Genomic DNA, 22724 nt, shown 5'->3' on the forward strand with positions numbered 1-22724 from the left:
AGCACGGCGGAGGTGAGAACGGATGAGCGCGACCGTGGAGATCGGGCGTATCCCCGTGCGGGACGTCCACCCGGTGGTGGAGTGCGGCAGGCGCCCGGCGAAAGCGGTGGCGGGGGAGACGTTCGAGGTCACCGCGTCCGTGTTCCGCGAGGGACACGACGCGGTGGCCGCCAACGTCGTGCTGAAGGACCCCGAGGGCCGGTCCGGTCCCTGGACGCCGATGCGGGAACTGGCCCCGGGCACCGATCGCTTCGGCGCCGAGGTCACCCCGGGTGCGCCGGGCCGGTGGACCTACCGGGTGGAGGCCTGGAGCGACCCGGTCGCCACCTGGAAGCACCACGCGCGCATCAGGATCCCGGCGGGCATCGACACCGGCCTCGTGCTGGAGGAGGGGGCCGAGCTGTACCGGCGGGCCGCGTCCGGCGTGCCGAAGGACTCCGGCCGGGACGTGGTGCTGGCGGCCGCGGCGGTGCTGGCGGACGACACGCTGCCGGTGGCGACCCGGCTGGCGGCGGCGTTGACGCCGGAGGTGGACGCGGTGCTGGCCCGGCACCCGCTGCGGGAGCTGGTCACCACCTCCGACCCGCTGCCCCTGCTCGTCGAGCGGGAACGCGCCCTGTACGGCGCCTGGTACGAGTTCTTCCCCCGCTCCGAGGGCACCGCCGAACAGCCCCACGGCACCTTCCGCACCGCCGCCCGCCGGCTGGACGCGATCGCCGCGATGGGCTTCGACGTCGTCTACCTCCCCCCGATCCACCCCATCGGCACCACCCACCGCAAGGGCCGCAACAACACCCTCTCCGCCGGCCCCGACGACGTCGGCGTCCCCTGGGCCATCGGCTCCCCCGAGGGCGGCCACGACGCCGTCCACCCCGACCTGGGCACCCTCGACGACTTCGACGCCTTCGTCACCCGCGCCGGCGAACTCGGCCTGGAGATCGCCCTCGACTTCGCCCTCCAGTGCTCCCCCGACCACCCCTGGGTCGGCAAACACCCCGAGTGGTTCCACCACCGGCCCGACGGCACCATCGCCCACGCCGAGAACCCGCCCAAGAAGTACCAGGACATCTACCCCATCGCCTTCGACGCCGACCTGGACGGCCTGGTCACCGAGACCGTCCGCGTCCTCCGGTTCTGGATGGACCACGGCGTGCGCATCTTCCGCGTCGACAACCCCCACACCAAACCCGTGGTGTTCTGGGAACGCGTCATCGGCGAGATCAACCGCGCCGACCCCGACGTCGTCTTCCTCGCCGAGGCCTTCACCCGCCCCGCGATGATGCACACCCTCGCCCAGATCGGCTTCCAGCAGTCCTACACCTACTTCACCTGGCGCAACACCAAACAGGAACTGACGGAGTACCTCACCGAACTCACGGGGGACGCCGCCTCCTACATGCGGCCCAACTTCTTCGCCAACACCCCCGACATCCTGCACGCCTACCTCCAGCACGGAGGCCGCCCCGCCTTCGAGACCCGCGCCGTCCTCGCCGCCACCCTCTCCCCCGCCTGGGGCATCTACAGCGGCTACGAACTGTGCGAGAACACCCCCCTGCGCGAAGGCAGCGAGGAATACCTCGACAGCGAGAAGTACCAGCTCAAACCCCGCGACTGGGACACCGCCCAGCGCGAGGGCCGCACCATCGCCCCCCTCATCACCCGGCTCAACACCATCCGCCGCGACCATCCCGCGCTGCACCGGCTCAGGAATCTGCGTTTCCACCGCACCGACAACGACGCCCTCATCGCGTACAGCAAGCGCGCGGGGAGCGACGTCGTGCTGGCGGTCGTCAATCTCGACCCCCACCGCCCCCAGGAGGCCACGGTCTCGTTGGACATGCCGCAACTCGGCCTGGACTGGCACGAGTCGGCGCCGTTCCACGACGAACTCACGGGTGAGACCTACCACTGGGGCAGGACGAACTACGTGCGCCTCGAGCCCGGCCGGGCCCCCGCGCACGTCTTCCACGTCCAGCGCTCGTCCGCCGCCGCGCCGCAGAACGAAGGGTCAGCAGCCTCATGAGCGTCAACGAGCCCGTACCGGACACCTTCGAGGACACGCCGGCCAAGCTCCTGGACCCCGACTGGTTCAAGCGCGCCGTCTTCTACGAGGTCCTCGTCCGCTCCTTCCAGGACAGCAACGGCGACGGCGTCGGCGACCTCAAGGGCCTCACCGCCAAACTGGACTACCTGCAGTGGCTCGGCGTGGACTGCCTCTGGCTGCCGCCGTTCTTCAAGTCACCGCTCAAGGACGGCGGTTACGACGTCTCCGACTACACCGCCGTGCTGCCCGAGTTCGGCGACCTGGCCGACTTCGTCGAGTTCGTCGACGCCGCCCACCAGCGCGGCATGCGCGTGATCATCGACTTCGTCATGAACCACACCAGCGACCAGCACCCGTGGTTCCAGGAGTCCCGGAAGAACCCCGAGGGCCCGTACGGCGACTACTACGTCTGGGCCGACGACGACAAGCAGTTCCAGGACGCGCGGATCATCTTCGTGGACACGGAGGCGTCGAACTGGACGTACGACCCGGTCCGCAAGCAGTACTACTGGCACCGCTTCTTCTCCCACCAGCCGGACCTGAACTACGAGAACCCGGCCGTGCAGGAGGAGATGATCTCGGCCCTCAAGTTCTGGCTGGACCTCGGCATCGACGGGTTCCGGCTCGACGCCGTGCCGTACCTGTACGCCGAGGAGGGCACCAACTGCGAGAACCTCCCCGCCAGTCACGAGTTCCTCAAGCGCGTCCGGCGCGAGATCGACGCGCAGTACCCGGACACGGTGCTGCTGGCGGAGGCCAACCAGTGGCCGGAGGACGTCGTCGACTACTTCGGCGACTACGCCTCCGGCGGCGACGAGTGCCACATGGCGTTCCACTTCCCGGTAATGCCGCGGATCTTCATGGCCGTGCGCCGCGAGTCCCGCTACCCGGTCTCCGAGGTCCTGGCCAAGACCCCGGCGATCCCGTCGGGCTGCCAGTGGGGCATCTTCCTGCGCAACCACGACGAGCTGACCCTCGAGATGGTCACCGACGAAGAGCGCGACTACATGTGGGCCGAGTACGCCAAGGACCCGCGGATGCGCGCCAACATCGGCATCCGCCGGCGGCTCGCCACCCTGCTGGACAACGACCGCGACCAGATCGAGCTGTTCACCGCCCTGCTCCTCGCCCTCCCGGGGTCGCCGATCCTCTACTACGGCGACGAGATCGGCATGGGCGACAACATCTGGCTCGGCGACCGTGACGCGGTACGCACGCCCATGCAGTGGACCCCGGACCGCAACGCCGGCTTCTCCACGTGCGATCCGGGCCGGCTGTACCTGCCGGCGATCATGGACCCGGTCTACGGCTACCAGGTGACCAACGTCGAGGCGTCGATGGCCTCGCCCTCGTCGCTGCTGCACTGGACCCGCCGCATGATCGAGATCCGCAAGCAGAACGTGGCGTTCGGCCTGGGCTCGTACACCGAACTGCCCTCGTCCAACCCCGCCGTGCTGGCGTTCCTCCGGGAGTACGAGGACGACCTGGTGCTGTGCGTGAACAACTTCGCGCGGTTCGCCCAGCCCACCGAGCTGGACCTGCGCGAGTTCGCCGGCCGCCATCCGGTCGAGCTGTTCGGCGGGGTCCGCTTCCCCGCCATCGGTGAACTGCCGTACCTGCTGACCCTCGGGGGCCACGGCTTCTACTGGTTCCGGCTCACCCGAGTCGCATCCCGCATCGGCCGCCGCGTGTGAGCGTGGGCCGAGGAAAGGACGCGTCACCATGCCGAAGACCGCACCCCTGCGCCCGAGACCGGCGCATCCCGCCGAGCCGATGGCCTCGCTCGGGGGGCTGCTGCGGGAGTGGCTGCCCAGGCAGCGCTGGTTCGCGGGCAAGGACCGGCCCGTGGCCGAACTCGGCCTGCTGTCCATGACCGAGCTGTTCCCGGGCTGCCTGCATCTGCTGGTCCACACCGGGCACGGCTCGGTGCCCGCGCCCGGCGGCGCGCTCCCGGCCGGCGACTGCTACCAACTGCTGCTCGGTGTGCGCGAGCGGCCGTCGCCGCGCCTGGGACGGGCGCTCATCGGGCAGGTGCCGGGCGGCCCGCTGGCCGGCCGGACGGTGTACGACGCGCTGCACGACCCCCGGACGGCCCAACTGCTCCTGGAGCGGCTGCGCGGTCCCGGCCGGGCGGGGCCGCTGCGTTTCGAGTGCGACCCGTCCCGTCCGGTGCCGGGCGGGCTGGCACCCCGCATCCTGGACGCCGAGCAGTCCAATTCCTCGCTGGTCTACGGCGACGAGTTCATCCTCAAGGTGTTCCGGCGCATCCAGCCGGGGGTCAACCCCGACCTGGAGGTGCCGAGCGCGCTGGCCCGGCAGGGGTGCGGGCGGGTGCCCGCACCGGTGGCGTGGCTGACCACCACCCATCCGTACGAGGCCACGCTCGGTGTGCTGCAGCCGTTCCTCCACGACGCCTCCGACGGCTGGACCCTCGCCCTGGAGGCCCTGTCCTCCGGCAACGACTTCACCACGCAGGCGCACGAGCTGGGACGGGCCATGGCCGACGTGCACCTGGCCCTGGCCTCGGCCTTCCCGGCCGGCGCCCCCGGGGAGAACGGCCGCACGGCGGCGGCGATGACCGAGCGGCTGACCACCGCCGCGCACTGCGTGCCCGCGCTGCGGCCCTTCGTACCCGGCCTGCGGGCGGCCTTCGCCGCGCTGACCACCTGCGACTCGGGGCCGCCCGCCCAGCGCATCCACGGCGACCTGCATCTGGGGCAGGTGCTGCGGGCCGGCCGGGACTGGTTCGTCATCGACTTCGAGGGCGAACCGTCCCGCCCGCTCGCCGAACGGCGCAGCGCCCACTCCCCCGTCCGGGACATCGCGGGCATGCTGCGCTCCTTCGACTACGCCGCCCGGCAGCGCCGCCCGTGGCGTCCCGAGTGGGCGCGCCGCTGCCGGGAGTCCTTCTGCGCGGGTTACGCCGCCCGGGCCGGGTGGGACCCCCGCAAGAAGCACGGCCTGCTGCGCGCCTACGAGACCGACAGGGCCGTGTATGAGGTGCTGTACGAGGCCCGGCACCGCCCCGACTGGCTTCCCGTACCCATGGCGGCGATCGAACGACTCGCCGTGAGAGGAGACTGACCCGTGGCCCTCCGCGACACCTCGCTCCCCGAGCCGTCCGGTCCCGTCCCGCCCGCACCCGGTGGGTGCGAGGCCGCCCCGCCGCTGGACCCGACCGACCGAGGGCGCCTCCTGGCGGGCGCCCACCACGACCCGCACGCCCTGCTCGGCGCCCATCCGGTGCCCGGCGGGATCGCCTTCCGGGCGCTGCGCCCCTTCGCCCGCGAGGTGAGCGCGGTCGTCGACGGCGAGCGCCACCCCCTGGTGTCGGAGGGGGACGGCCTGTTCTCCGGCATCCTGCCGCTCGCGGAGATCCCCGCGTACACCCTCGTCGTGGCGTACGAGGAGGGTGAGCAGGAGACGCACGACCCGTACCGATTCCTGCCCGCCCTCGGCGAGCTGGACCTGCACCTGATCCGTGAGGGCCGGCACGAGCAGCTGTGGCGGGCGCTCGGCGCGGAGCCGATGACCCACGCGGGCGTCGCCGGCACCCGGTTCACGGTGTGGGCGCCGAACGCGCAGGGCGTGCGGGTCGCCGCCGACTTCACCCACTGGGACGGCACGGCCTTCCCGATGCGCTCGCTCGGTTCGTCGGGGGTGTGGGAGCTGTTCCTGCCGGGCGTCGGCGAGGGCACCCGGTACAAGTTCGAGATCCACTCCCGCTACGGGCACCGGTTCCTCAAGGCCGACCCGATGGCGCGCGCGGCCGAGGAGCCGCCGGACACGGCCTCCGTCGTGACGGTGTCCCGGTACGAGTGGAACGACCGGGAGTGGATGCGGACCCGGTCCGCCACCCCGGTGCACGAGGCGCCGTTCTCGGTGTACGAGGTGCACCTGCCCTCGTGGCGTCCGGGGCTGACGTACCGCGAGCTGGCCGACGCGCTGCCCGCGTACGTCAAGGACCTCGGCTTCACCCACGTCGAGCTGATGCCGGTCGCCGAGCACCCCTACGGTCCGTCCTGGGGTTACCAGGTCACCGGCTTCTACGCGCCGACCGCGCGCCTCGGCTCGCCCGACGACTTCCGGTACCTCGTCGACGCCCTGCACGCGGCGGGCATCGGCGTGATCATGGACTGGGTGCCGGCGCACTTCCCCAAGGACGACTGGGCGCTGGCGCGGTTCGACGGGGACCCGCTCTACGAGCCCGGGGACTCCCGGCGCGCCGAGCACCCCGACTGGGGCACGTACACCTTCGACTTCGCCCGTACCGAGGTGCGCAACTTCCTCGTAGCCAACGCCGTGTACTGGTGCGAGGAGTTCCACATCGACGGGCTGCGCGTCGACGCCGTCGCCTCGATGCTGTACCTGGACTACTCGCGCGACTCCGGGCAGTGGGAGCCCAACCGGTACGGCGGCCGGGAGGACCTGGCGGCCATGGCGTTCCTGCAGGAGATGAACGCGACGGTCTACCGGCGCTGCCCCGGCGTGGTGACCATCGCGGAGGAGTCGACCGCGTGGGGCGGGGTGACCGGTCCGACCGACGGCGGCGGGCTCGGCTTCGGGCTGAAGTGGAACATGGGCTGGATGCACGACTCGCTGGAGTACGTCGCGCACGAGCCGGTGCACCGCAAGTACCACCACCACGACATGACCTTCTCGATGGTGTACGCCTACAGCGAGAACTACGTGCTGCCGATCTCCCACGACGAGGTCGTGCACGGCAAGCAGGCGCTGGTGTCGAAGATGCCGGGCGACTGGTGGCAGCGGCGCGCCAACGTCCGCGCCTACCTCGGCTTCATGTGGGCCCATCCCGGCAAGCAACTGCTGTTCATGGGACAGGAGTTCGCGCAGGGCGCCGAGTGGTCGGAGAAGCAGGGCCCCGAGTGGTGGCTGCTCGACGAGGGGTACGCCTCGGCGGGCGACCACCGCGGGATCCAGGACCTGGTGCGCGAGCTCAACACCCGTTACCGCCGGACGCCGGCCCTGTGGCAGCGCGACACCGATCCGGCCGGTTTCCGCTGGGTCGCGGTGGACGCGGCCGAGGACAACGTCTTCGCGTTCCTGCGGTTCGACGGGGACGGCAGCCCCCTGCTGGCGGTGTCGAACTTCTCGCCCGTGGTCCGGCACGAGTACGGGCTCGCCGTCGGCGACGACGTCGCCGTCTGGCGGGAGGTCCTCAACACCGACGCCGAGCGGTTCGGCGGCAGCGGCGTGACCGGCCCCGACCCGGTGAAGGCGGAGGAGGGCACCCTCCGGATCACGCTGCCTCCTCTGGCCACGGTGTGGCTGACGCCCTTCGGTGGCTGAGACACGGCGACACCAGGTGTTCGGTCCCCTTGAGGGGGCAATCGGGGTGACGACGGCCCGGACGCTCCGGCCGTCGTCACCCCGTAGGTCCCGGAAAGGCGGCATCAGGTGCGCACTGTCGGAGTGGAGGAGGAGCTCCTCCTGGTCGACCCCGAGTCCGGCGAGCCGCGGGCACTGTCCGCCGCGGTACTCGCCCGGGCCTCCCGCGACGACGCGGAGCAGGACGTCTTCGAGAAGGAACTGCACGAGCAGATGCTCGAGTTCGCCACCCGCCCGCAGGCGGACATGGAGGACCTGCACGCGGAGATCGTCCGCTGCCGTGAGGAGGCCGGGCGGCACGCCGGAAGGATAGGGTGCGCCGTCGCCGCGCTCGCCACCTCCCCGCTGCCGGTCAGTCCCGCCGTCAGCATGAACCACCGCTACCGGTGGATGGCGGAGCAGTACGGCGTCGTGGTGCAGGAGCAGCTCGTCCTCGGCTGCCATGTGCACGTGTCGGTGGAGTCCGACGAGGAGGGCGTCGCGGTCGTCGACCGGGTGCGGCCCTGGCTGGCGGTGCTCACCGCCCTGAGCGCGAATTCCCCGTACTGGCAGGGCCAGGACTCGGCGTACAGCAGCTACCGCAGCCGGGTCTGGCAGCGCTGGCCGTCGGCCGGGCCGACGGAGCTGTTCGGGTCCGCAGAGAACTACCACCGGCGGGTGGCGGACATGGTGGCCACCGGCACCATCCTCGACGAGGGAATGATCTACTTCGACGTCCGGCTGTCCCGGCGGTACCCGACGGTCGAGTTCCGGGTCATGGACGTCTGCCTGGACGCGAGCACCGCCGTGCTGATCGCCGCGCTGGCCCGCGCCCTGGTCGAGACGGCCGCCCGCGAGTGGCGGGAGGGCGTCGAACCGGCCGGGCACAGCGTGAGCCTGCTGCGCCTGGCGGCCTGGCGGGCCGCCCGGTCCGGACTGACGGAGGAACTGCTGCACCCCGCGACGATGCGGCGCATGCCCGCCGAGACGGTGGTCCGGGCCCTGCTGGACCACGTACGGGAGGCGCTGGCCGCCGCCGGCGATCTGGAGCGGGCCGAGGAACTGGCCGAGGTCCTGCTGCGGCACGGCAACGGCGCCCGCGTGCAGCGCGAGCTGCTGGAGCGCACCGGCAGCCTGCGGGACGTCGTCACCGAGTGCGTGCGACGCACCCAGAAGGCCTGACGGGGCGGGCCGTGACCGTTCAGAAGATCAGCGCGAGGGCGTAGGCGAGGAAGCCGGCCGCCATCAGCACCACGAGGGCGAGGATCAGGATCAGCGGCCCCTTGGCCCAGCCCTTCGGTGGGTTGTGCGCTTCGAACGGGCCCGCCTCGGGCAGGCTGCTCTCCGCCGGCGGGGTCTCGCCGGGCGGTACGCCGCCGCCCGGTTCCAGGCCGGTGGTGCTTTCCGGGTCGGGATCGGGATTCGTGTAGCTCATGCCGTACGGGTCCCCCGATCCGCCGGGATCACCGCGAGGGAACACTTCTGCCGTCCCGGCCCCCCGGTGCGCGCGCCTCGGCTAGATTCGAGCGGCCGATGACGGTGCCCGTCGGCGACGTCACCCTCCGTACATGTCAGGAGCAGCGCATGCGCGACCTCGCTCTCGCTCCCCCCGCCGCCCCGCCGCCCCTGACCGGCGGGCTCGCCGACAGTCTCTTCGAGACGGCGGCCCGCACCCCCGCGCTGCCGATGCTCGCGCGCCGCCCCGTCCCGTCCTCCGCCGTGTGGGAGGAGGTGACGGCCTTGGAGTTCCGCGACGAGGTGGTCGGGCTGGCCAAGGGGCTGATCGCGTGCGGGATCCGGCCGGGCGACCGCGTGGCGATCCTCGCCCGCACCCGCTACGAGTGGACGGTCTTCAGCTACGCCTTGTGGACGGTGGGTTCCGAGATCGTCCCGATCTACCCGACCTCGTCGCGCGACCAGGTCGAGTGGATCCTGCGGGACGCGGGCTGCGTGGCCGTGGTGGTCGAGGACGAGCAAAGCGTGATGACCGTCGGCTCGGTGTGCGCGTCGCTGCCGTCGCTGCGGCACGTCTGGCAACTGGACACGGGAGCGCCGGCCGCGCTGGTGGCGCGGGGCGAGTTCATCCCGGACGCGACGGTGGACTCCATGCGCCGCATCGTGCTGCCGGACTCGACCGCCGTCGTCGCCTACACCTCCGGCACCTCGGGCCGGGCCCTGGGCTGCGCGCTGAGCCACCGCAGCCTGGCCGCCCCGTGCGACACGCTGCTCGCCGGCTGGGGCCACACGGTGGCGCCCGAAGGGGAGCAGGGCGCGGTCCTCGCCTTCCTTCCGTTCTCCCACGTGTACGGGCTGATGATCCAGAGCCTGTGCGTCCGCGGCGGACTGCTCATGGCGCACGAGCCCGCGATGAGCGAGGAGGCGCTGTCGTCGGCGTTGCGTTCCTTCCGTCCGACGTACCTCTACGCCGTCCCCTCGGTCCTGGAGAAGCTCTACAAGACCTTCCTCCGCACGGCCCAGCAGGGGGGTCGCGGAGCGTTGTTCGAGCGCGCCGCCGGCACGGCACGGGACTTCGCCGCGGCGCTGGAACGCCGGCGGCTCGGCAGGGGGCCGGGGCCCGGCTTCGATCTGCGGCTCCAGCACGCGCTGTACGAGCGGACGGTGTACCGCCGGCTGCGGTCGGCACTGGGCGGCCGGGTCCGGCGGGCCACGTCCGGCGGTTCGCCGCTCAGCCGCGACCTGTCCCTCTTCTACGAGGGCATCGGCGTGTACGTGCACGACGGGTACGGCCTGACGGAGACCAGCGGCGGGCTGACGATGCAGCCGCTGGGCCGGGAGAAGTCGGGGACCGTCGGGCAGCCCCTGCCGGGCGTGGAGATCCGGGTGGCCGACGACGGGGAGATCCTGGTCCGCGGACCGTCGCTGTTCCAGGGGTACGTCGGTGACGAGGCGGCCACCCGCCGGGTACTGCGCGGCGGCTGGCTGGCCACCGGGGACCTCGGGCACCTCGACGAGGAGAACTACCTGGCGATCACGGGCCGCAAGAAGGACGTCATCATCACCAGCGGCGGCAAGAGTGTGGCCCCGGCCGCCCTGGAACAGCGGCTGCGGACGCACCCGCTCGTCCACCAGGCGGTGGTCGTCGGTGACAACCGCCCCTGCGTCGGTGCCCTGATCACGCTGGATCCCGAGTTCCTGGCCGACTGGCGAGCGGCCCTGGCGCTGCCGGGCGACGCGTCGGCGCGCGAGGCACGCGAGGAGAACGCGCTGCGGGAGGAGGTCGCCCGGGCCGTCGCCGCGGCCAACAGCGCCGTCTCGCGCTCGGAGTCCATCCGGGTCTTCCGCGTCCTGCCGGAACCGTTCGACGTGAGCAACGGGCTGCTGACTCCGTCGATGAAACTGCGGCGGGACGAGATCGTGCGGACCTACGCCCTGGAGATCGACGCGATGTACGAGGCGCGCTCGCGGCGGCGGCCCAGGGTGCCGGCGCAGGAGCCGGCGGGCTGGGAGGACTCGGACAACGTCTTCTTCGGGTGACGGGGCGGCCACCCGCGGTGCGCTGCGACGTTGTCCGGACCACAGGGCGCGTAGGGTCCGCCGACCCGGGAACTAACAAACGAAGGGAAAGCGAGAGAAGGTACGACGCCCGGCGGACACCGGGCCGGGAAGGCGAAATGGCAGCCGAGTCGCGTTGGGACAGGACACTGGCTTCCGAGGAGATCACGAGCCGCACCGCCAGCTTCACCGGGGAACTGCACAATGTGACCGGTGCGCGCCTTGTCGCGGAGGAGTTCCTCCACGACCTGGCGCGGTCGGCGCCGCCCTCGGCGCCCGAGCACTGGGACGACATTCTGCTGGTCGTCACGGAACTGGCGGCCAACGCGGTGCAGTACGCCCCGGGGCCCTTCGAGCTGCGCATGCGCCGGACCTTCGACGGCGTGCACGTGGTGATGCACGACACCAGCACCACGGAGCCCGCGCCGCGCCCCTTCCATCCGAACAGCGGCGGCGGCGGTATCGGCTGGCATCTGATCCACACCCTGTCCGACCAGGTGAGCGTCGTCACCGGCGGGCGGGGCAAGGACATCCACGTCTTCCTGCCCTGGTGACGCGTCCCGGTTCAGGCGCCGAGGGGACGCAGCGGGACCAGCGCGCTGATCGTCTTGCCGCCCCCGGGGCGCAGCTCGACGGCGATGTCCCGCGCCAGCCGGGCGACGAGCGGCCATCCGTAGCCGCTGCCGTGGTGCCGCGTGGGGAACGCGTGCACCACCCGCGGTATCACCCGGCTGTTGTCGTGGACGGCGATCCACACGCCCTCGCCGGTGGTCCGGGCGTCGAAGCCGGCCAGGCCGCCGCCGTGCCGGATCGCGTTGGTGACCAGCTCCGACACGACGAGCAGCAGATCGACGACGTCCTCGTCGCGCACCCCGCGCCCGCCGCCGTCCCATCGCGCGCGCACCACGGACTCCGCGTACGCCCGCGCCTCGGCCGCGGTGGTCACGTCGGCCCGCGCCGGTGCGCCGCCCAGCGCGGTGGCGGAGCCGGACGTGGTCGTTCCGTCGGTCTGATCCATGTCTGTGGTGTCCCTGGCTCGCTTCGGCCGTGCGGTCGTACTGTGCCGGGTCGGTCGCTTGCCGGGTCAGTCGCCCGTGGTGTCCCGCGGCGGCAACCGGTCATAGTAGCCGCCCACGGCCGCCAGGTACTCCGGGTCCATGGTCTCGCTGTCGGTCCGGAACCGGGGCGCGGCCTTGATCTCCGCCCTGGTGCACCCCACGGTGACCGTGCGGGCCTCGACGTCGATGCCCCGCACCATGCCGACGGGGACGAGCACACTGCGTCCGAAGACCCAGACGCCGGTGTCGACGACCAAGTGCCGCATGCCGGCGGGGTCGGCCTGCCGGTCGACGTGTCCGACGGTGCCGTCGCTCGCGAGCACGGTGCAGCCCGTGAGGTCCTGTCCCTCCGTGTGACCGCTTCCCACCGCGTACGACCAGATGTCTTCCGTCGGCACGCTTCCCTTCCCTTCCGCATGGATCGGCGATTGACGGGCCCGGCGGATGCCCCGGGCGGGCGGGCCGGCCGGACCGGCTCCACAGCAGCTGATACCCGGCCCGGGCCGCCGCATTCGGGGCATGCGGCCGGACGGCGTCGTGCCCGGCCCCGGAGTCCCGGCCCGGACACGACGAGCCGCTGGGCGACGTCGCGCCCGGCGTTTCCTGGTCGCGCAGGTGGGGGGGGCCGTCAACGGCATCGGCTCGTGGGTGACGGGCAGGCGCGCGCCGCACGTGCCGTGGTCGGCGCCGGCTCACCAGCGGGTGATCAGCGGCGCGTCCGGCTCGTGTTCTCGCCAGGCTTCGGCGACGCGTGCGAGACGGGCAGGGACGGCGATGCCGCGGACGGTGGCGATCCTGCCGCCGGCGATGTCGAACGTGACCGCGCCGACGACGTGGTCGCCGAGCACGAAGAGGATGGCGGGGGCGCCGTTGACGACCGCGTAGTGGGCGGCGGGCGTGCCGCCGACGAGCCGCCGCTTCGCCGGAGTGGGTTTGAAGCCGGCCCGTGCGACAGCGGCGACGCGCTGCGGGGTGTCGTACCGCAGCAGCTTGCCGGCCGGGCCTGCGCCGTTGGAGTCGGAGATCGCGGTCGCGTCGTCGGCGAGCAGCGCGACCAGGTGTTCGGTGCGTCCCGATGAGGCGGCGGCGAGGAACTCCTCGACGATCCTGCGGGCGGATGCCGGATCGACCTCTCCCCCGCCTCCGCGGCGTGCGGTGGTGATGCGCCGCCGGGCCCGGTGGAGGTGCTGCTGGCTTGCCGCCTCGGTGATGTCGAGGATCCCGGCGATCTCGGCATGGCTGTCGGAGAACGCCTCGCGCAGGATGTAGACGGCCCGCTCGACGGGTGACAGGCGCTCCATGAGGGTCAGCACGGCCAGGGAGACCGATTCGCGCTGCTCGAACGTGTCGGCCGGGCCGAGCATCGGATCGCCGTCGAGGAGAGGTTCGGGCAGCCAGGCACCGACCGCGCGTTCGCGGCGGGCCTGCGCCGAGCGGAGCCGGTCGAGGCACAGGTTGGTGAGGACCTTGGTCAGCCACGCTTCCGGCACCGTGATTCGCTGCCGGTCGGCGGCCTGCCAGCGCAGGAACGTGTCCTGTACGGCGTCCTCGGCGTCGGTGGCGGAACCGAGGAGCCGGTACGCCAGCGAGGCCAGCCGGTTGCGGTTGGCCTCGAAGCGGTCGGTGGCGGCGCTGTCCACGCGGAGCACCCTATGAGACGGCTACGCGGCCGCCTCGTCGGCGCGCGCGGCAGTCGGCTCGGCGGCTGCGTCCGGCGCGGGGACCAGGCGATGCCTGCGCCTGGGCAGGCCGAAGGTCGGGTGCGCGTTGGCCCACAGCGACATCCTGAGGATGCCCGCCTTGATCCGCGCGGCCTTCCGTCCGCCCATGTACCTCGGCTTCGCCTGCCCCTGCTCGTCGGCCATCTGCAGGATGCCGTCCCGTCGCCCGAGGCTGATGTGGTTTCCCGGGTAGTCCAGCTTGGTGTTCGCGATCGTGCGGCCGGTCAGGCGTCCCACGATCGCGGCCACGGCCCGCATCCCGGTGTAGCCGGCCGAAGCGCAGGACATCGGCAGCGGTCGGCCGTTGTCGCCTATGGCGTAGGCGCTGTCGCCGACGGCGTAGACGTTCGGGTGGGAGACCGACCTCATGGTGCGGTCGACGACGATCCGACCGTTCTCGGTGACCTCCAGCCCGCCGGCGGCGGCGATGGGGCCGACCGCGAACCCGGCCGCCCACACAACGGCGTCGGACGCCAGGGGGGTGCCGTCGGCGCACAGCACCCGGGTCGCTTCGACGGCGTCGACGACGGTGTGCTCCAGGACGGTGACGCCCAGCCGGTCGCAGGCCCGGCGCAGGTGACCGCGGGCGCCTGCGGACAGCCGGGCGCCCAGCTCGCCGCGGGCGACCAGCGTCACCGACACGCCGGGGCGGGACTCGGCGATCTCGGTAGCGGTCTCGATACCGGTCAGCCCGTCGCCGACGACCACCACCTTCCTGCTTCCGCCCCGCCCGCCCAGGCTGTCGAGACGCTCGCGCAGGCGCAGCGCCGAGGGGCGGGAGGCGATGTCGAAGGCGTGCTCGGACGCACCGGGGACGCCGTGGTCGTCGCCGCGACTGCCGAGCGCGTACACGAGCGTGTCGTAACCGAGCTCGCCCTTGCCGTATGCGGCCTCGGCCAGGGCGACGACCCGGCGCTCGGGGTCGATCGCGGTGACACGGGCCACGTGCAGCCGTGTCCCCGTGCCCGCGAACACGTCGGCGAGCGGTGGAGCCTCGATCGCCTGCCCGGCCGCGAGCTGGTGCAGCCGCAGCCGCTGGACGAAGTCCGGCACGGCGTTGACCACGGTGATCTCCGCGTCCGCCGGGGACAGGCGGCGGGCCAGGGTCCCGGCCGCGTAGCACCCGGCGTAGCCGGCGCCGAGGACGACGATGCGGTGCTTCATGCGATGCTCCCGTCGGTTCACTTGCCTTCCGGTGACTTGAGCGGGACGGAACGCCGATTCCTGACAGGAACTGGATGTGATGTGGGCCACAGTGCGGCGGGGGTGTCGCCCAACGGTGTCCGCGAACGCCGGGGCGGTACGGATGCGGACCGCGCTGAACGGGTGGCGGTCACCGGCCCGGTGACCGCGGCCGGCAGGTTGCCGACGGTATGAGGTGCCGGCGCACGTGCCCGCGGCGCGGCCTCGCTCCCGCCGTGCTCGCGGCTGGCCCCGGGAGCACGGTGCCGTCCACGGGCGCGCCGGACAGCCGGTCGAGGCCCGCGGGCGTGCGCGTTTTCAGTTGCACGGTGAACGCCCCGAACGCACAGGTCGTGGGCAGGGGATGCGCCCGGCCTCGCCCTGTCGTCGACGGCGGCCTCGCGCCTGTCCTTCGGGGGCCCGACCGCGGGGTTCGGTAGGGGCCCCGCTTTGTCGCCCGGCCCGCACCTGGGTTAGCCTTCTACGTATTTTTCTCATCTCGCAGATCCGTGAACTGCGGAAATGCACAATGAACCGGACCGCCGGGCGTGTCCGGAGGTGTTCCGAGTCCTCGGGTGCCGAGGGCTCCTGGGGAGCGGAACGAGGGTGCTCATGACCAGCGACAGCGCCGGAACCGTGGACACGGTCCCGGGCGATCAGGAGTTGAGGCGTCTCCTGGCCGGCCTGACCGCCGTGCGGGACGGCGACTTCGGCACGCGTCTGCCGGACGAGGCGGACGGCCTGCTGGGTGACATCGCCAAGGTCTTCAACGGCATGGTGGACCAGCTGTCCGTGTTCACCTCCGAGGTCACCCGGGTGGCCCGCGAGGTCGGCACCGAGGGCACCCTCGGCGGACAGGCCAGGGTGCCGGGGGTCTCGGGCACCTGGGCCGATCTGACGGACTCGGTCAACGCCATGGCCGGCAACCTGACCACCCAGGTGCGCGACATCGCGCAGGTGGCCACGGCCGTGGCCAAGGGCGACCTGTCGCAGAAGATCGACGTCGACGCGCGCGGCGAGATCCTCGAGCTCAAGAACACCATCAACACGATGGTCGACCAGCTCTCCGCCTTCGCCGACGAGGTCACCCGCGTCGCCCGCGAGGTCGGCACCGACGGGCGGCTCGGGGGCCAGGCGGACGTCCAGGGCGTCAGGGGGACGTGGCGCGACCTCACCGACTCGGTGAACTTCATGGCCGGCAACCTGACCAACCAGGTCCGCAACGTCGCCCAGGTGGCGACCGCGGTGGCCAAGGGTGACCTGTCGCAGAAGATCACCGTGGACGCGCGCGGCGAGATCCTCGAGCTCAAGAACACCATCAACACGATGGTCGACCAGCTCTCCGCCTTCGCCGACGAGGTCACCCGCGTCGCCCGCGAGGTCGGCACGGCCGGCAACCTGGGCGGGCAGGCGCAGGTGCGCGGCGTGTCCGGCACTTGGAAGGACCTCACCGACAACGTCAACGTGATGGCGTCCAACCTGACGGGGCAGGTCCGCTCCATCGCCCAGGTCGCCACCGCCGTGGCCCGCGGTGACCTGTCGCAGCGGATCACCGTCAAGGCCGAGGGCGAGATCGCCGCCCTGGCCGAGGTCATCAACACGATGGTCGACACGCTGTCGGCCTTCGCCGACGAGGTCACCCGCGTGGCCCGTGAGGTCGGCACCGAGGGCCGGCTCGGCGGGCAGGCCCACGTGCCGAACGTCGCCGGCACCTGGAAGGACCTCACCGACAACGTCAACTCGATGGCCAACAACCTCACCGGCCAGGTGCGCAACATCGCGCTGGTGACGACGGCGGTGGCCCTGGGCGACCTGTCGAAGAAGATCGACGTCGACGCGCGCGGCGAGATCCTCGAGCTCAAGACCACGATCAACACGATGGTCGACCAGCTCTCCGCGTTCGCGGACGAGGTCACCCGCGTGGCCCGCGAGGTCGGCACCGAGGGCCGGCTCGGCGGACAGGCCGAGGTGGAGGGCGTCTCGGGCACCTGGAAGCGGCTCACGGAGAACGTGAACGAGCTGGCGGGCAACCTCACCCGTCAGGTCCGCGCGATCGCCGGGGTGACGAGTGCCGTCGCCGAGGGCGACCTGACCCGCTCGATCAACGTGGAGGCGTCCGGCGAGGTCGCCGAGCTCAAGGACAACATCAACGCGATGGTGCAGTCCCTGCGCGAGACCACCCGGGCCAACCAGGAGCAGGACTGGCTCAAGACCAACCTCGCCCGCATCTCCGGTCTGATGCAGGGTCACCGGGACCTGCCCGTCGTCGCCGAACTGATCATGGACGAGCTGGTGCCGCTCGTGTCGGCGCAGTACGGCGCCTTCTACCTGGCCGAGGACGGCGAGGACGGGCCCGAGCTGCGGCTCGTCGGCTCCTACGGCTACCCCGACGACATGTACCGGCCCACCAGGATCGCCTTCGGCCGCACGCTGGTCGGCCAGACCGCGCGCAGCCGCCGCACGATCGTGGTGGACGAGCTGCCGCCCGGCTACGTGACCATCTCCTCGGGACTCGGCCAGGTGGTGCCCACCGCCCTGGTGCTGGTGCCGATCGTCGTCGAGGGCCAGGTCCTCGGTGTGATGGAGCTGGCGTCGGTCACCCCGTTCACGCCGATCCACCGGGACTTCCTGGAACAGCTGATGGAGACCATCGGCGTCAACGTCAACACGATCGTCGCCAACGCCCGCACCGACGAGCTGCTCGCCGAGTCGCAGCGCCTGACGGCCGAGCTGCAGGCCCGGTCCACCGAGCTGCAGGTGCAGCAGGAGGAGCTCCAGCGCTCCAACGCCGAGCTGGAGGACAAGGCGTCCCTGCTGGTCACCCAGAACCGGGACATCGAGGCGAAGAACCTGCAGATCGAGCAGGCCCGGCAGGAGCTGGAGGCCCGCGCCCAGCAGCTGTCGCTGGCCTCGAAGTACAAGTCGGAGTTCCTGGCGAACATGAGCCACGAGCTGCGCACCCCGCTCAACAGTCTGCTGATCCTCGCTCAGCTGCTCGCGCAGAACCCGTCGCGCAACCTCACGCCGAAGCAGGTTGAGTACGCCGGGATCATCCACTCGGCGGGCTCGGACCTGCTCCAGCTGATCAACGACATCCTGGACCTGTCTAAGGTCGAGGCCGGGAAGATGGACGTCTCCCCGGAGCGGGTGACGCTGCGGCAGCTCATCGAGTACGTCGAGGCGACCTTCCGGCCGATGACGACGCAGAAGGGCCTGGAGTTCACGGTGACGACGGCCGCCGGCGCGCCTGCGGACCTGCTGACCGACGACTCACGGCTGCGTCAGGTGCTGCGCAACCTGCTGTCCAACGCGGTGAAGTTCACCGAGCGGGGCCGGGTGGAGCTGGCCATCGAGCCGGCGCCGGACGACGAGGTGCCGCAGGGCGTAATCCGCGGCGGTGCCGTGGTGGCGTTCCGGGTGAAGGACACGGGCATCGGCATCCCGGAGCAGAACCTGGAGTCGATCTTCGGGGCGTTCCAGCAGGCCGACGGCACGACGAGCCGCAAGTACGGGGGCACCGGCCTCGGCCTGTCCATCACCCGGGAGATCGCCCAGCTGCTGGGCGGCGCGGTGTCGGTGGACAGCACGCCCGACCGGGGCAGCACGTTCACGCTGTTCCTGCCGGTGGCGCGGCCCGACTTCGAGGAGCTGCTGGGCCGGGGCGCCGAACAGGCGCCGGCCGAGTCGCCCTCGGACGTGCTCGCGCGTCCGGCCGCGGTCCCCGAACTGACCACCGGGCACCGGCAGCGTCCGCGGCGCCTGCTCGTGGTGGAGGAGCGGCCGCGCGGTCTGCTGACCCTGGTCGCGGAGAGCGTGGTCGCGGACCTGTCGCACGGGCGGGACGACGCGGGGGGCAGGCCGCCGCTCGACGTCATCACCGCCGTGGGCGCACAGGAGGCGGCCGGCGCGCTGGCGGCCGACCCGTGCCACTGCGTGGTCCTGGAGCTGGGCATGCCGGACTCCGAGGCGTCCCGCTTCCTGGAGGCGCTGCGCGGCGACTCGGCGCTGGCGAGCGTGCCGGTGCTCGTGCACAGCGGGCACCGCGCGGACGCGGCGCTGGAGCAGAGCCTGCGCTCCGGTCCCGCGGGCGGGGCGCTGGAGTTCCTGTCCAGCCTCGACGAGCTGCGGGAGCGCATCGCGCTGCATCTGGCAGCCGAGGAGCCCGGCGACGTGCTGTCCCTGGTCCGCGCCGAGGAGCCGCAGCGCCTAACGCCGCTGCCGGTGGACGACGCGCCCTCGGGCCGCACCGTCCTGGTCGTGGACGACGACGCCCGCAACCTCTTCGCGCTCAGCGGGATCCTGGAGCTGCACGGCCTCCGGGTCCTGCACGCGGAGAACGGGCGCCGGGGCATCGAGACCCTGATGGCCCACCCGGAGGTCGCCCTGGTCCTGATGGACGTGATGATGCCGGAGATGGACGGCTACACGGCGACCGCCGAGATCCGCCGCATGCCCCAGTACGCGGAACTGCCGATCATCGCGGTGACGGCGAAGGCCATGCCGGGCGACCGGGAGAAGAGCATCGCCTCGGGCGCCAGCGACTACGTCACCAAGCCCGTCGACACGCAGGACCTCATCGCCTGCGTCCGCCGTTGGCTGCCCGCATGAGCGCGCCGGTCCCCGTCCCGTACACCGGTGGGCCGGGCGGCGTGCGACGCGTCCCGTCGCGCCCCGTGGCGGCCTCCAGCCGAGGAGTGACCCGACCGTGAGCATCTCCGAGCAGCCGCCCGAGCCCGGCGCCGAGCCGCGCGGTACGTCCGCGGCTCGGACCCCGGGATCCGAACCGTCGCGGTCCGGCGCGGCCGACGGCCCCGGCGACCTGCGCCGCATGTCCCCGCTGTCGCCCGTGGGCAGGCTCGCGGCCACCGTGGACCGGCTCAGCCGCGAGGTGCGGGCCGCCCAGGCGGAGGCCGAGGGCCGGGCCCTGATCGAGCTGGCCAAGGGCGTGCTGGTGGCCCGGCTCGGCTGCGGTCCGGCGCAGGCCGCCCGGCAGCTCGCCGAGCTCGCCGAGCAGTCCCAGGTGACGCCGCTGGAGTTCGCGGTCGACGTCATCAACCAGGCCGCCCGGGACCGGATGTCGGAGGTCACGGACGCGTTCCTGGCCGCCACCGCCGCGGCCGAGGCCGAGAAGGCCGAGCAGGCCGACCAGCAGTCCGCCGATTCCGCGGCCGTGCGGCTGCGGGCGGCCGAGAGCGGCGCGCTGGCCGCGGACGACACCCAGGCCGTCGCCGACGCCCTGCTGGAGCAGGCGCTGCGCCCGCTCGGCGCGGTGGCCGTGGCCATCTGGGCGGCCGGCTCCGACGGGTCGCTCACGCTGGCCGGCTGCGCGGGCTTCTCGGCCGCGGAGGCCACCCGCTGGCGCTACGTGCCGCCGGCCGTGGCGACGGTGGCGCGGCGCGGCCTGACCGAGCGAGCGGGCCAGTGGATCACCTCGCTGGCGGAGACCGGGCTGCCCAGCGTGGGCCGGCACCAGTACCCGGACGGCGGCCGGGCCGCCGTGCCCGCCGGTACGGGGGGACGCATCCACGGCGTGCTGGAGATCGCCTGGCCGCAGCCGCTGCCCGCGCAGCCGCCCCAGGTGGTGCGCCAGGTGGAGGCCCTGGCGGAGCTGTGCGCGCACACGCTGGAGACGTACACGCCGCCGAACGGCGCCGGGCCGGAGCCGCGGGTGCTGCCGGACGCGGCGGAGCTGATGGACCTGGCGGACGGGCTGCACGACCCCGCCCTGGTCCTGGTGCCGCACCTGGACGCCGCCGGGCACCTGGCGGACTTCCGCATCCAGCACGTGAACAACCGTTTCCTGGACCCCGCCGGACGGCCGCGGGCCGTCGTGGGCGGCGCCCTGCTGCTGGAGGCCTATCCGATGGCCGCCGGGGACAGCGAGCTGTTCCGGAGCGTGGAGCGGGTGTACGCCACCGGCGAGTCGTTCCGGGCCCGGAGGATGAACCTGACCGCGCTGGTCGACCAGGTGCCGCTGTCGGCGATCGCGGACATCAGCATCAGCCGGCACGGCAACGCCGTCCTGCTCATCTGGCGCATCGAGGACGAGACGGCCCGGCTGGCCAGCCTCCTCCAGCACGCCCAGCGCCTCGGACGCATCGGCGGTTTCGAGGAGAACCTGCTGACCGGTGAGATCACCTGGAACGGACAGCTCTTCGACCTGTACGGGCGTCCGCAGACGAGTACGCCGGTGCCGCTGGAGGAGCTGGCCGCCCACGCCCACCCGGACGACGCCGTCCCCATCGGCCGCTTCCTGCGCACGCTGCTGCACCACCGCAGGCCGGCGTCGGCGGCGTTCCGGCTGCAACGGCCGGACGGCGTGACCCGGCACGTGCGGGTGGTGGCCGAACCCGTCCTGGACACCGACGACCGCCTCCTCGTCGTGCGCGGCGCGTACCAGGACATCTCGGCCCAGCACTGGACGGAGGTGGCGCTGGCCGCGACCCGCGACCAGCTCGCGCACACCGAGCAGCAGGCCGTCGAACGCGCCCGGCTGACCCTTCAGCTGCAGCACGCCATCATGCCGCCCGCCCATACGCCGCTCAAGGTGCCGGGCCTCCAGGTGGCCGTCCGATACCGCCCGGCGGAGACGGAGCAGCTGGTCGGCGGCGACTGGTACGACGCGGTGATGCTGCCGAACCGCATGGTGCTGCTGTGCGTGGGGGACGTGGCCGGGCACGGCATAGAGGCCGCGACGAGCATGGTCGTGCTGCGCAACGCGCTGCGCGGACTGGCCGTGACGGGCGCGGGGCCGGGGCAGCTGCTGTCGTGGCTGAACATCGTGGCGCACCATCTGACGGGCGGGGTCACGGCGACCGCGGTGTGCGGCCTGTACGACCCGGCCCGGCGCACGCTGCGCTGGGCCCGCGCGGGGCATCTGCCGCCGGTGCTGGTGAGGGGGCCGGAGGCGCAGCCCCTGCCGCTGGTGCGGGGCATGCTGCTGGGCGCGGTGGCGGAGGCCGTGTACGAGGAGGACGAGGTGCAACTGGCCGCCGAGGACACGCTGCTGATGTACACCGACGGCCTGATCGAGCGCCGTGACCGCTCGGTGGAGGAGTCGCTGACGCACCTGCTGAGCAGTGCCCGTCTCAGCCCCAGGTCCCTGGACCAGCACCTGGACCGTCTGCTCACCTACAGCAGGTCGGACACGGACGACGACACATGTCTCGTGGGCATCCGGGTGGGGTGATGTGTGCTCCTGGGATTCGGGGGTAGACGCCGAGCGCGGTGAGCGGTGTTCACGGACGAGGGGCATGGCGCACGGTGGGATTTCGCTCACCGGACGTGCCCCTCGTCCGCGGACTGCGCAGTCGCTCACGGGGGTGGCCCAGCCCCTGGCCGTCAGGATCGTTGGAGGTACACGTGCCCATTGCCCAGAACCCGCTGTCCGTCGAGGTGACGCTGCCCCGGGAGGACGTCGCGCTGCTCAAGGTGGAGGGCTACCTGGACGTCGACACGGCGACCGAGTTCCAGCACCACCTGGCCAACCAGCTGCACCACGGCCGCCGGCACTTCCTGCTGGACCTGTCGGACGTCCCGTTCATGGACTCCTCCGGGATGAACATCATCCTCCGGGTCTACCAGGAGGCACGCGACCTGCCGGGCAGCGTGCACATCATCTCGCCCGCGCCGGCGGTGCTGCGCATCCTCGACCTGACCGGTGTGAGCATCACCGTGCCGGTCTCCGACAGCGTCGAGGAGGCCCTCGCCCGCGTCGACCGGCAGCCGGGCGGTCCGGAGGTCCCGGACGCCTGAGCCGGCACGCCCCGCCGCTCATCCGGGCCGCTCGTGCGGGAGCAGGTGTCGTACGAGGTCGACGGGTGGATAAAGTTGTCGCCCGGCAGAGTCACGTCGCCGTCACGTCGCCCGAGGGGTCGG

The 22724-nt window shown here is 72.3% G+C and carries 15 protein-coding genes; 10 read left to right on the forward strand and 5 right to left on the reverse strand.

The genetic code is table 11. From position 1 onward, the window contains the following. Window positions 1-22 precede the first annotated feature (22 nt). The 5 genes from AC0VYN_RS19910 to AC0VYN_RS19930 all read left to right on the forward strand — a co-directional run bounded on the left by AC0VYN_RS19910 (window position 23) and on the right by AC0VYN_RS19930 (window position 8554). A complete protein-coding gene (locus AC0VYN_RS19910) occupies window positions 23-2023 on the forward strand; it encodes an alpha-1,4-glucan--maltose-1-phosphate maltosyltransferase (protein WP_475532034.1) in 2001 nt (666 codons plus the stop codon). After that, complete coding sequence (treS, locus tag AC0VYN_RS19915; protein ID WP_475532035.1) at window positions 2020-3738, forward strand: maltose alpha-D-glucosyltransferase; 1719 nt, start codon at window positions 2020-2022, stop codon at window positions 3736-3738. Before AC0VYN_RS19910 ends, treS begins: the two co-directional genes overlap by 4 nt. Window positions 3739-3766: 28 nt before the next feature. Further along, window positions 3767-5128 carry a maltokinase N-terminal cap-like domain-containing protein gene (locus AC0VYN_RS19920; RefSeq protein ID WP_475532036.1) on the forward strand — a complete coding sequence of 454 codons (1362 nt, stop codon included), beginning with the start codon at window positions 3767-3769 and terminating at the stop codon, window positions 5126-5128. 3 nt (window positions 5129-5131) lie between these two features. Continuing rightward, window positions 5132-7354, forward strand: a complete 2223-nt coding sequence (gene glgB, locus AC0VYN_RS19925) for a 1,4-alpha-glucan branching enzyme (protein WP_475532037.1) — start codon at window positions 5132-5134, stop codon at window positions 7352-7354. A gap of 108 nt (window positions 7355-7462) precedes the next feature. Next, a complete protein-coding gene (locus tag AC0VYN_RS19930; protein WP_475532038.1) occupies window positions 7463-8554 on the forward strand; it encodes a glutamate--cysteine ligase 2 in 1092 nt (363 codons plus the stop codon). A gap of 19 nt (window positions 8555-8573) precedes the next feature. Here AC0VYN_RS19930 and AC0VYN_RS19935 read toward each other — a convergent pair whose 3' ends face one another. Then, complete coding sequence (locus AC0VYN_RS19935; RefSeq protein WP_475532039.1) at window positions 8574-8807, reverse strand: DUF6480 family protein; 234 nt, start codon at window positions 8805-8807, stop codon at window positions 8574-8576. A gap of 149 nt (window positions 8808-8956) precedes the next feature. Between AC0VYN_RS19935 and AC0VYN_RS19940 the strand changes: the two genes are divergently transcribed. Both AC0VYN_RS19940 and AC0VYN_RS19945 read left to right on the forward strand, forming a co-directional pair. Further along, a complete protein-coding gene (locus tag AC0VYN_RS19940; RefSeq protein ID WP_475532040.1) occupies window positions 8957-10867 on the forward strand; it encodes an AMP-dependent synthetase/ligase in 1911 nt (636 codons plus the stop codon). A 137-nt stretch (window positions 10868-11004) separates the two neighbouring features. Further along, a complete protein-coding gene (locus AC0VYN_RS19945; protein ID WP_475532041.1) occupies window positions 11005-11439 on the forward strand; it encodes an ATP-binding protein in 435 nt (144 codons plus the stop codon). A gap of 11 nt (window positions 11440-11450) precedes the next feature. On the opposite strand, the gene AC0VYN_RS19950 is transcribed toward AC0VYN_RS19945, so the two are convergent. The 4 genes from AC0VYN_RS19950 to AC0VYN_RS19965 all read right to left on the reverse strand — a co-directional run bounded on the left by AC0VYN_RS19950 (window position 11451) and on the right by AC0VYN_RS19965 (window position 14828). Further along, window positions 11451-11903: an ATP-binding protein gene (locus AC0VYN_RS19950; protein WP_475532042.1), complete on the reverse strand. Its 453-nt coding sequence runs from the start codon at window positions 11901-11903 to the stop codon at window positions 11451-11453. Window positions 11904-11969: 66 nt separating this feature from the next. Then, window positions 11970-12341, reverse strand: a complete 372-nt coding sequence (locus AC0VYN_RS19955) for a PRC-barrel domain containing protein (protein ID WP_475532043.1) — start codon at window positions 12339-12341, stop codon at window positions 11970-11972. Window positions 12342-12635: 294 nt separating this feature from the next. Then, complete coding sequence (locus tag AC0VYN_RS19960) at window positions 12636-13583, reverse strand: sigma-70 family RNA polymerase sigma factor (protein ID WP_475532044.1); 948 nt, start codon at window positions 13581-13583, stop codon at window positions 12636-12638. A 21-nt stretch (window positions 13584-13604) separates the two neighbouring features. Then, window positions 13605-14828, reverse strand: a complete 1224-nt coding sequence (locus AC0VYN_RS19965; protein WP_475532045.1) for an NAD(P)/FAD-dependent oxidoreductase — start codon at window positions 14826-14828, stop codon at window positions 13605-13607. A gap of 630 nt (window positions 14829-15458) precedes the next feature. Between AC0VYN_RS19965 and AC0VYN_RS19970 the strand changes: the two genes are divergently transcribed. The 3 genes from AC0VYN_RS19970 (at window position 15459) to AC0VYN_RS19980 (ending at window position 22601) form a co-directional block, all read left to right on the forward strand. Next, entirely contained in the window at window positions 15459-19454 is a 3996-nt protein-coding gene (locus tag AC0VYN_RS19970; RefSeq protein ID WP_475532046.1) for a HAMP domain-containing protein, read from the forward strand. 97 nt (window positions 19455-19551) lie between these two features. Beyond that, complete coding sequence (locus tag AC0VYN_RS19975) at window positions 19552-22035, forward strand: SpoIIE family protein phosphatase (protein ID WP_475532047.1); 2484 nt, start codon at window positions 19552-19554, stop codon at window positions 22033-22035. A 173-nt stretch (window positions 22036-22208) separates the two neighbouring features. Further along, complete coding sequence (locus AC0VYN_RS19980; protein ID WP_451690009.1) at window positions 22209-22601, forward strand: STAS domain-containing protein; 393 nt, start codon at window positions 22209-22211, stop codon at window positions 22599-22601. Window positions 22602-22724 lie beyond the last annotated feature (123 nt).

Source organism: Streptomyces sp. 63XJN7_1_ISO-PGPR-S23-121 (assembly GCF_056173025.1).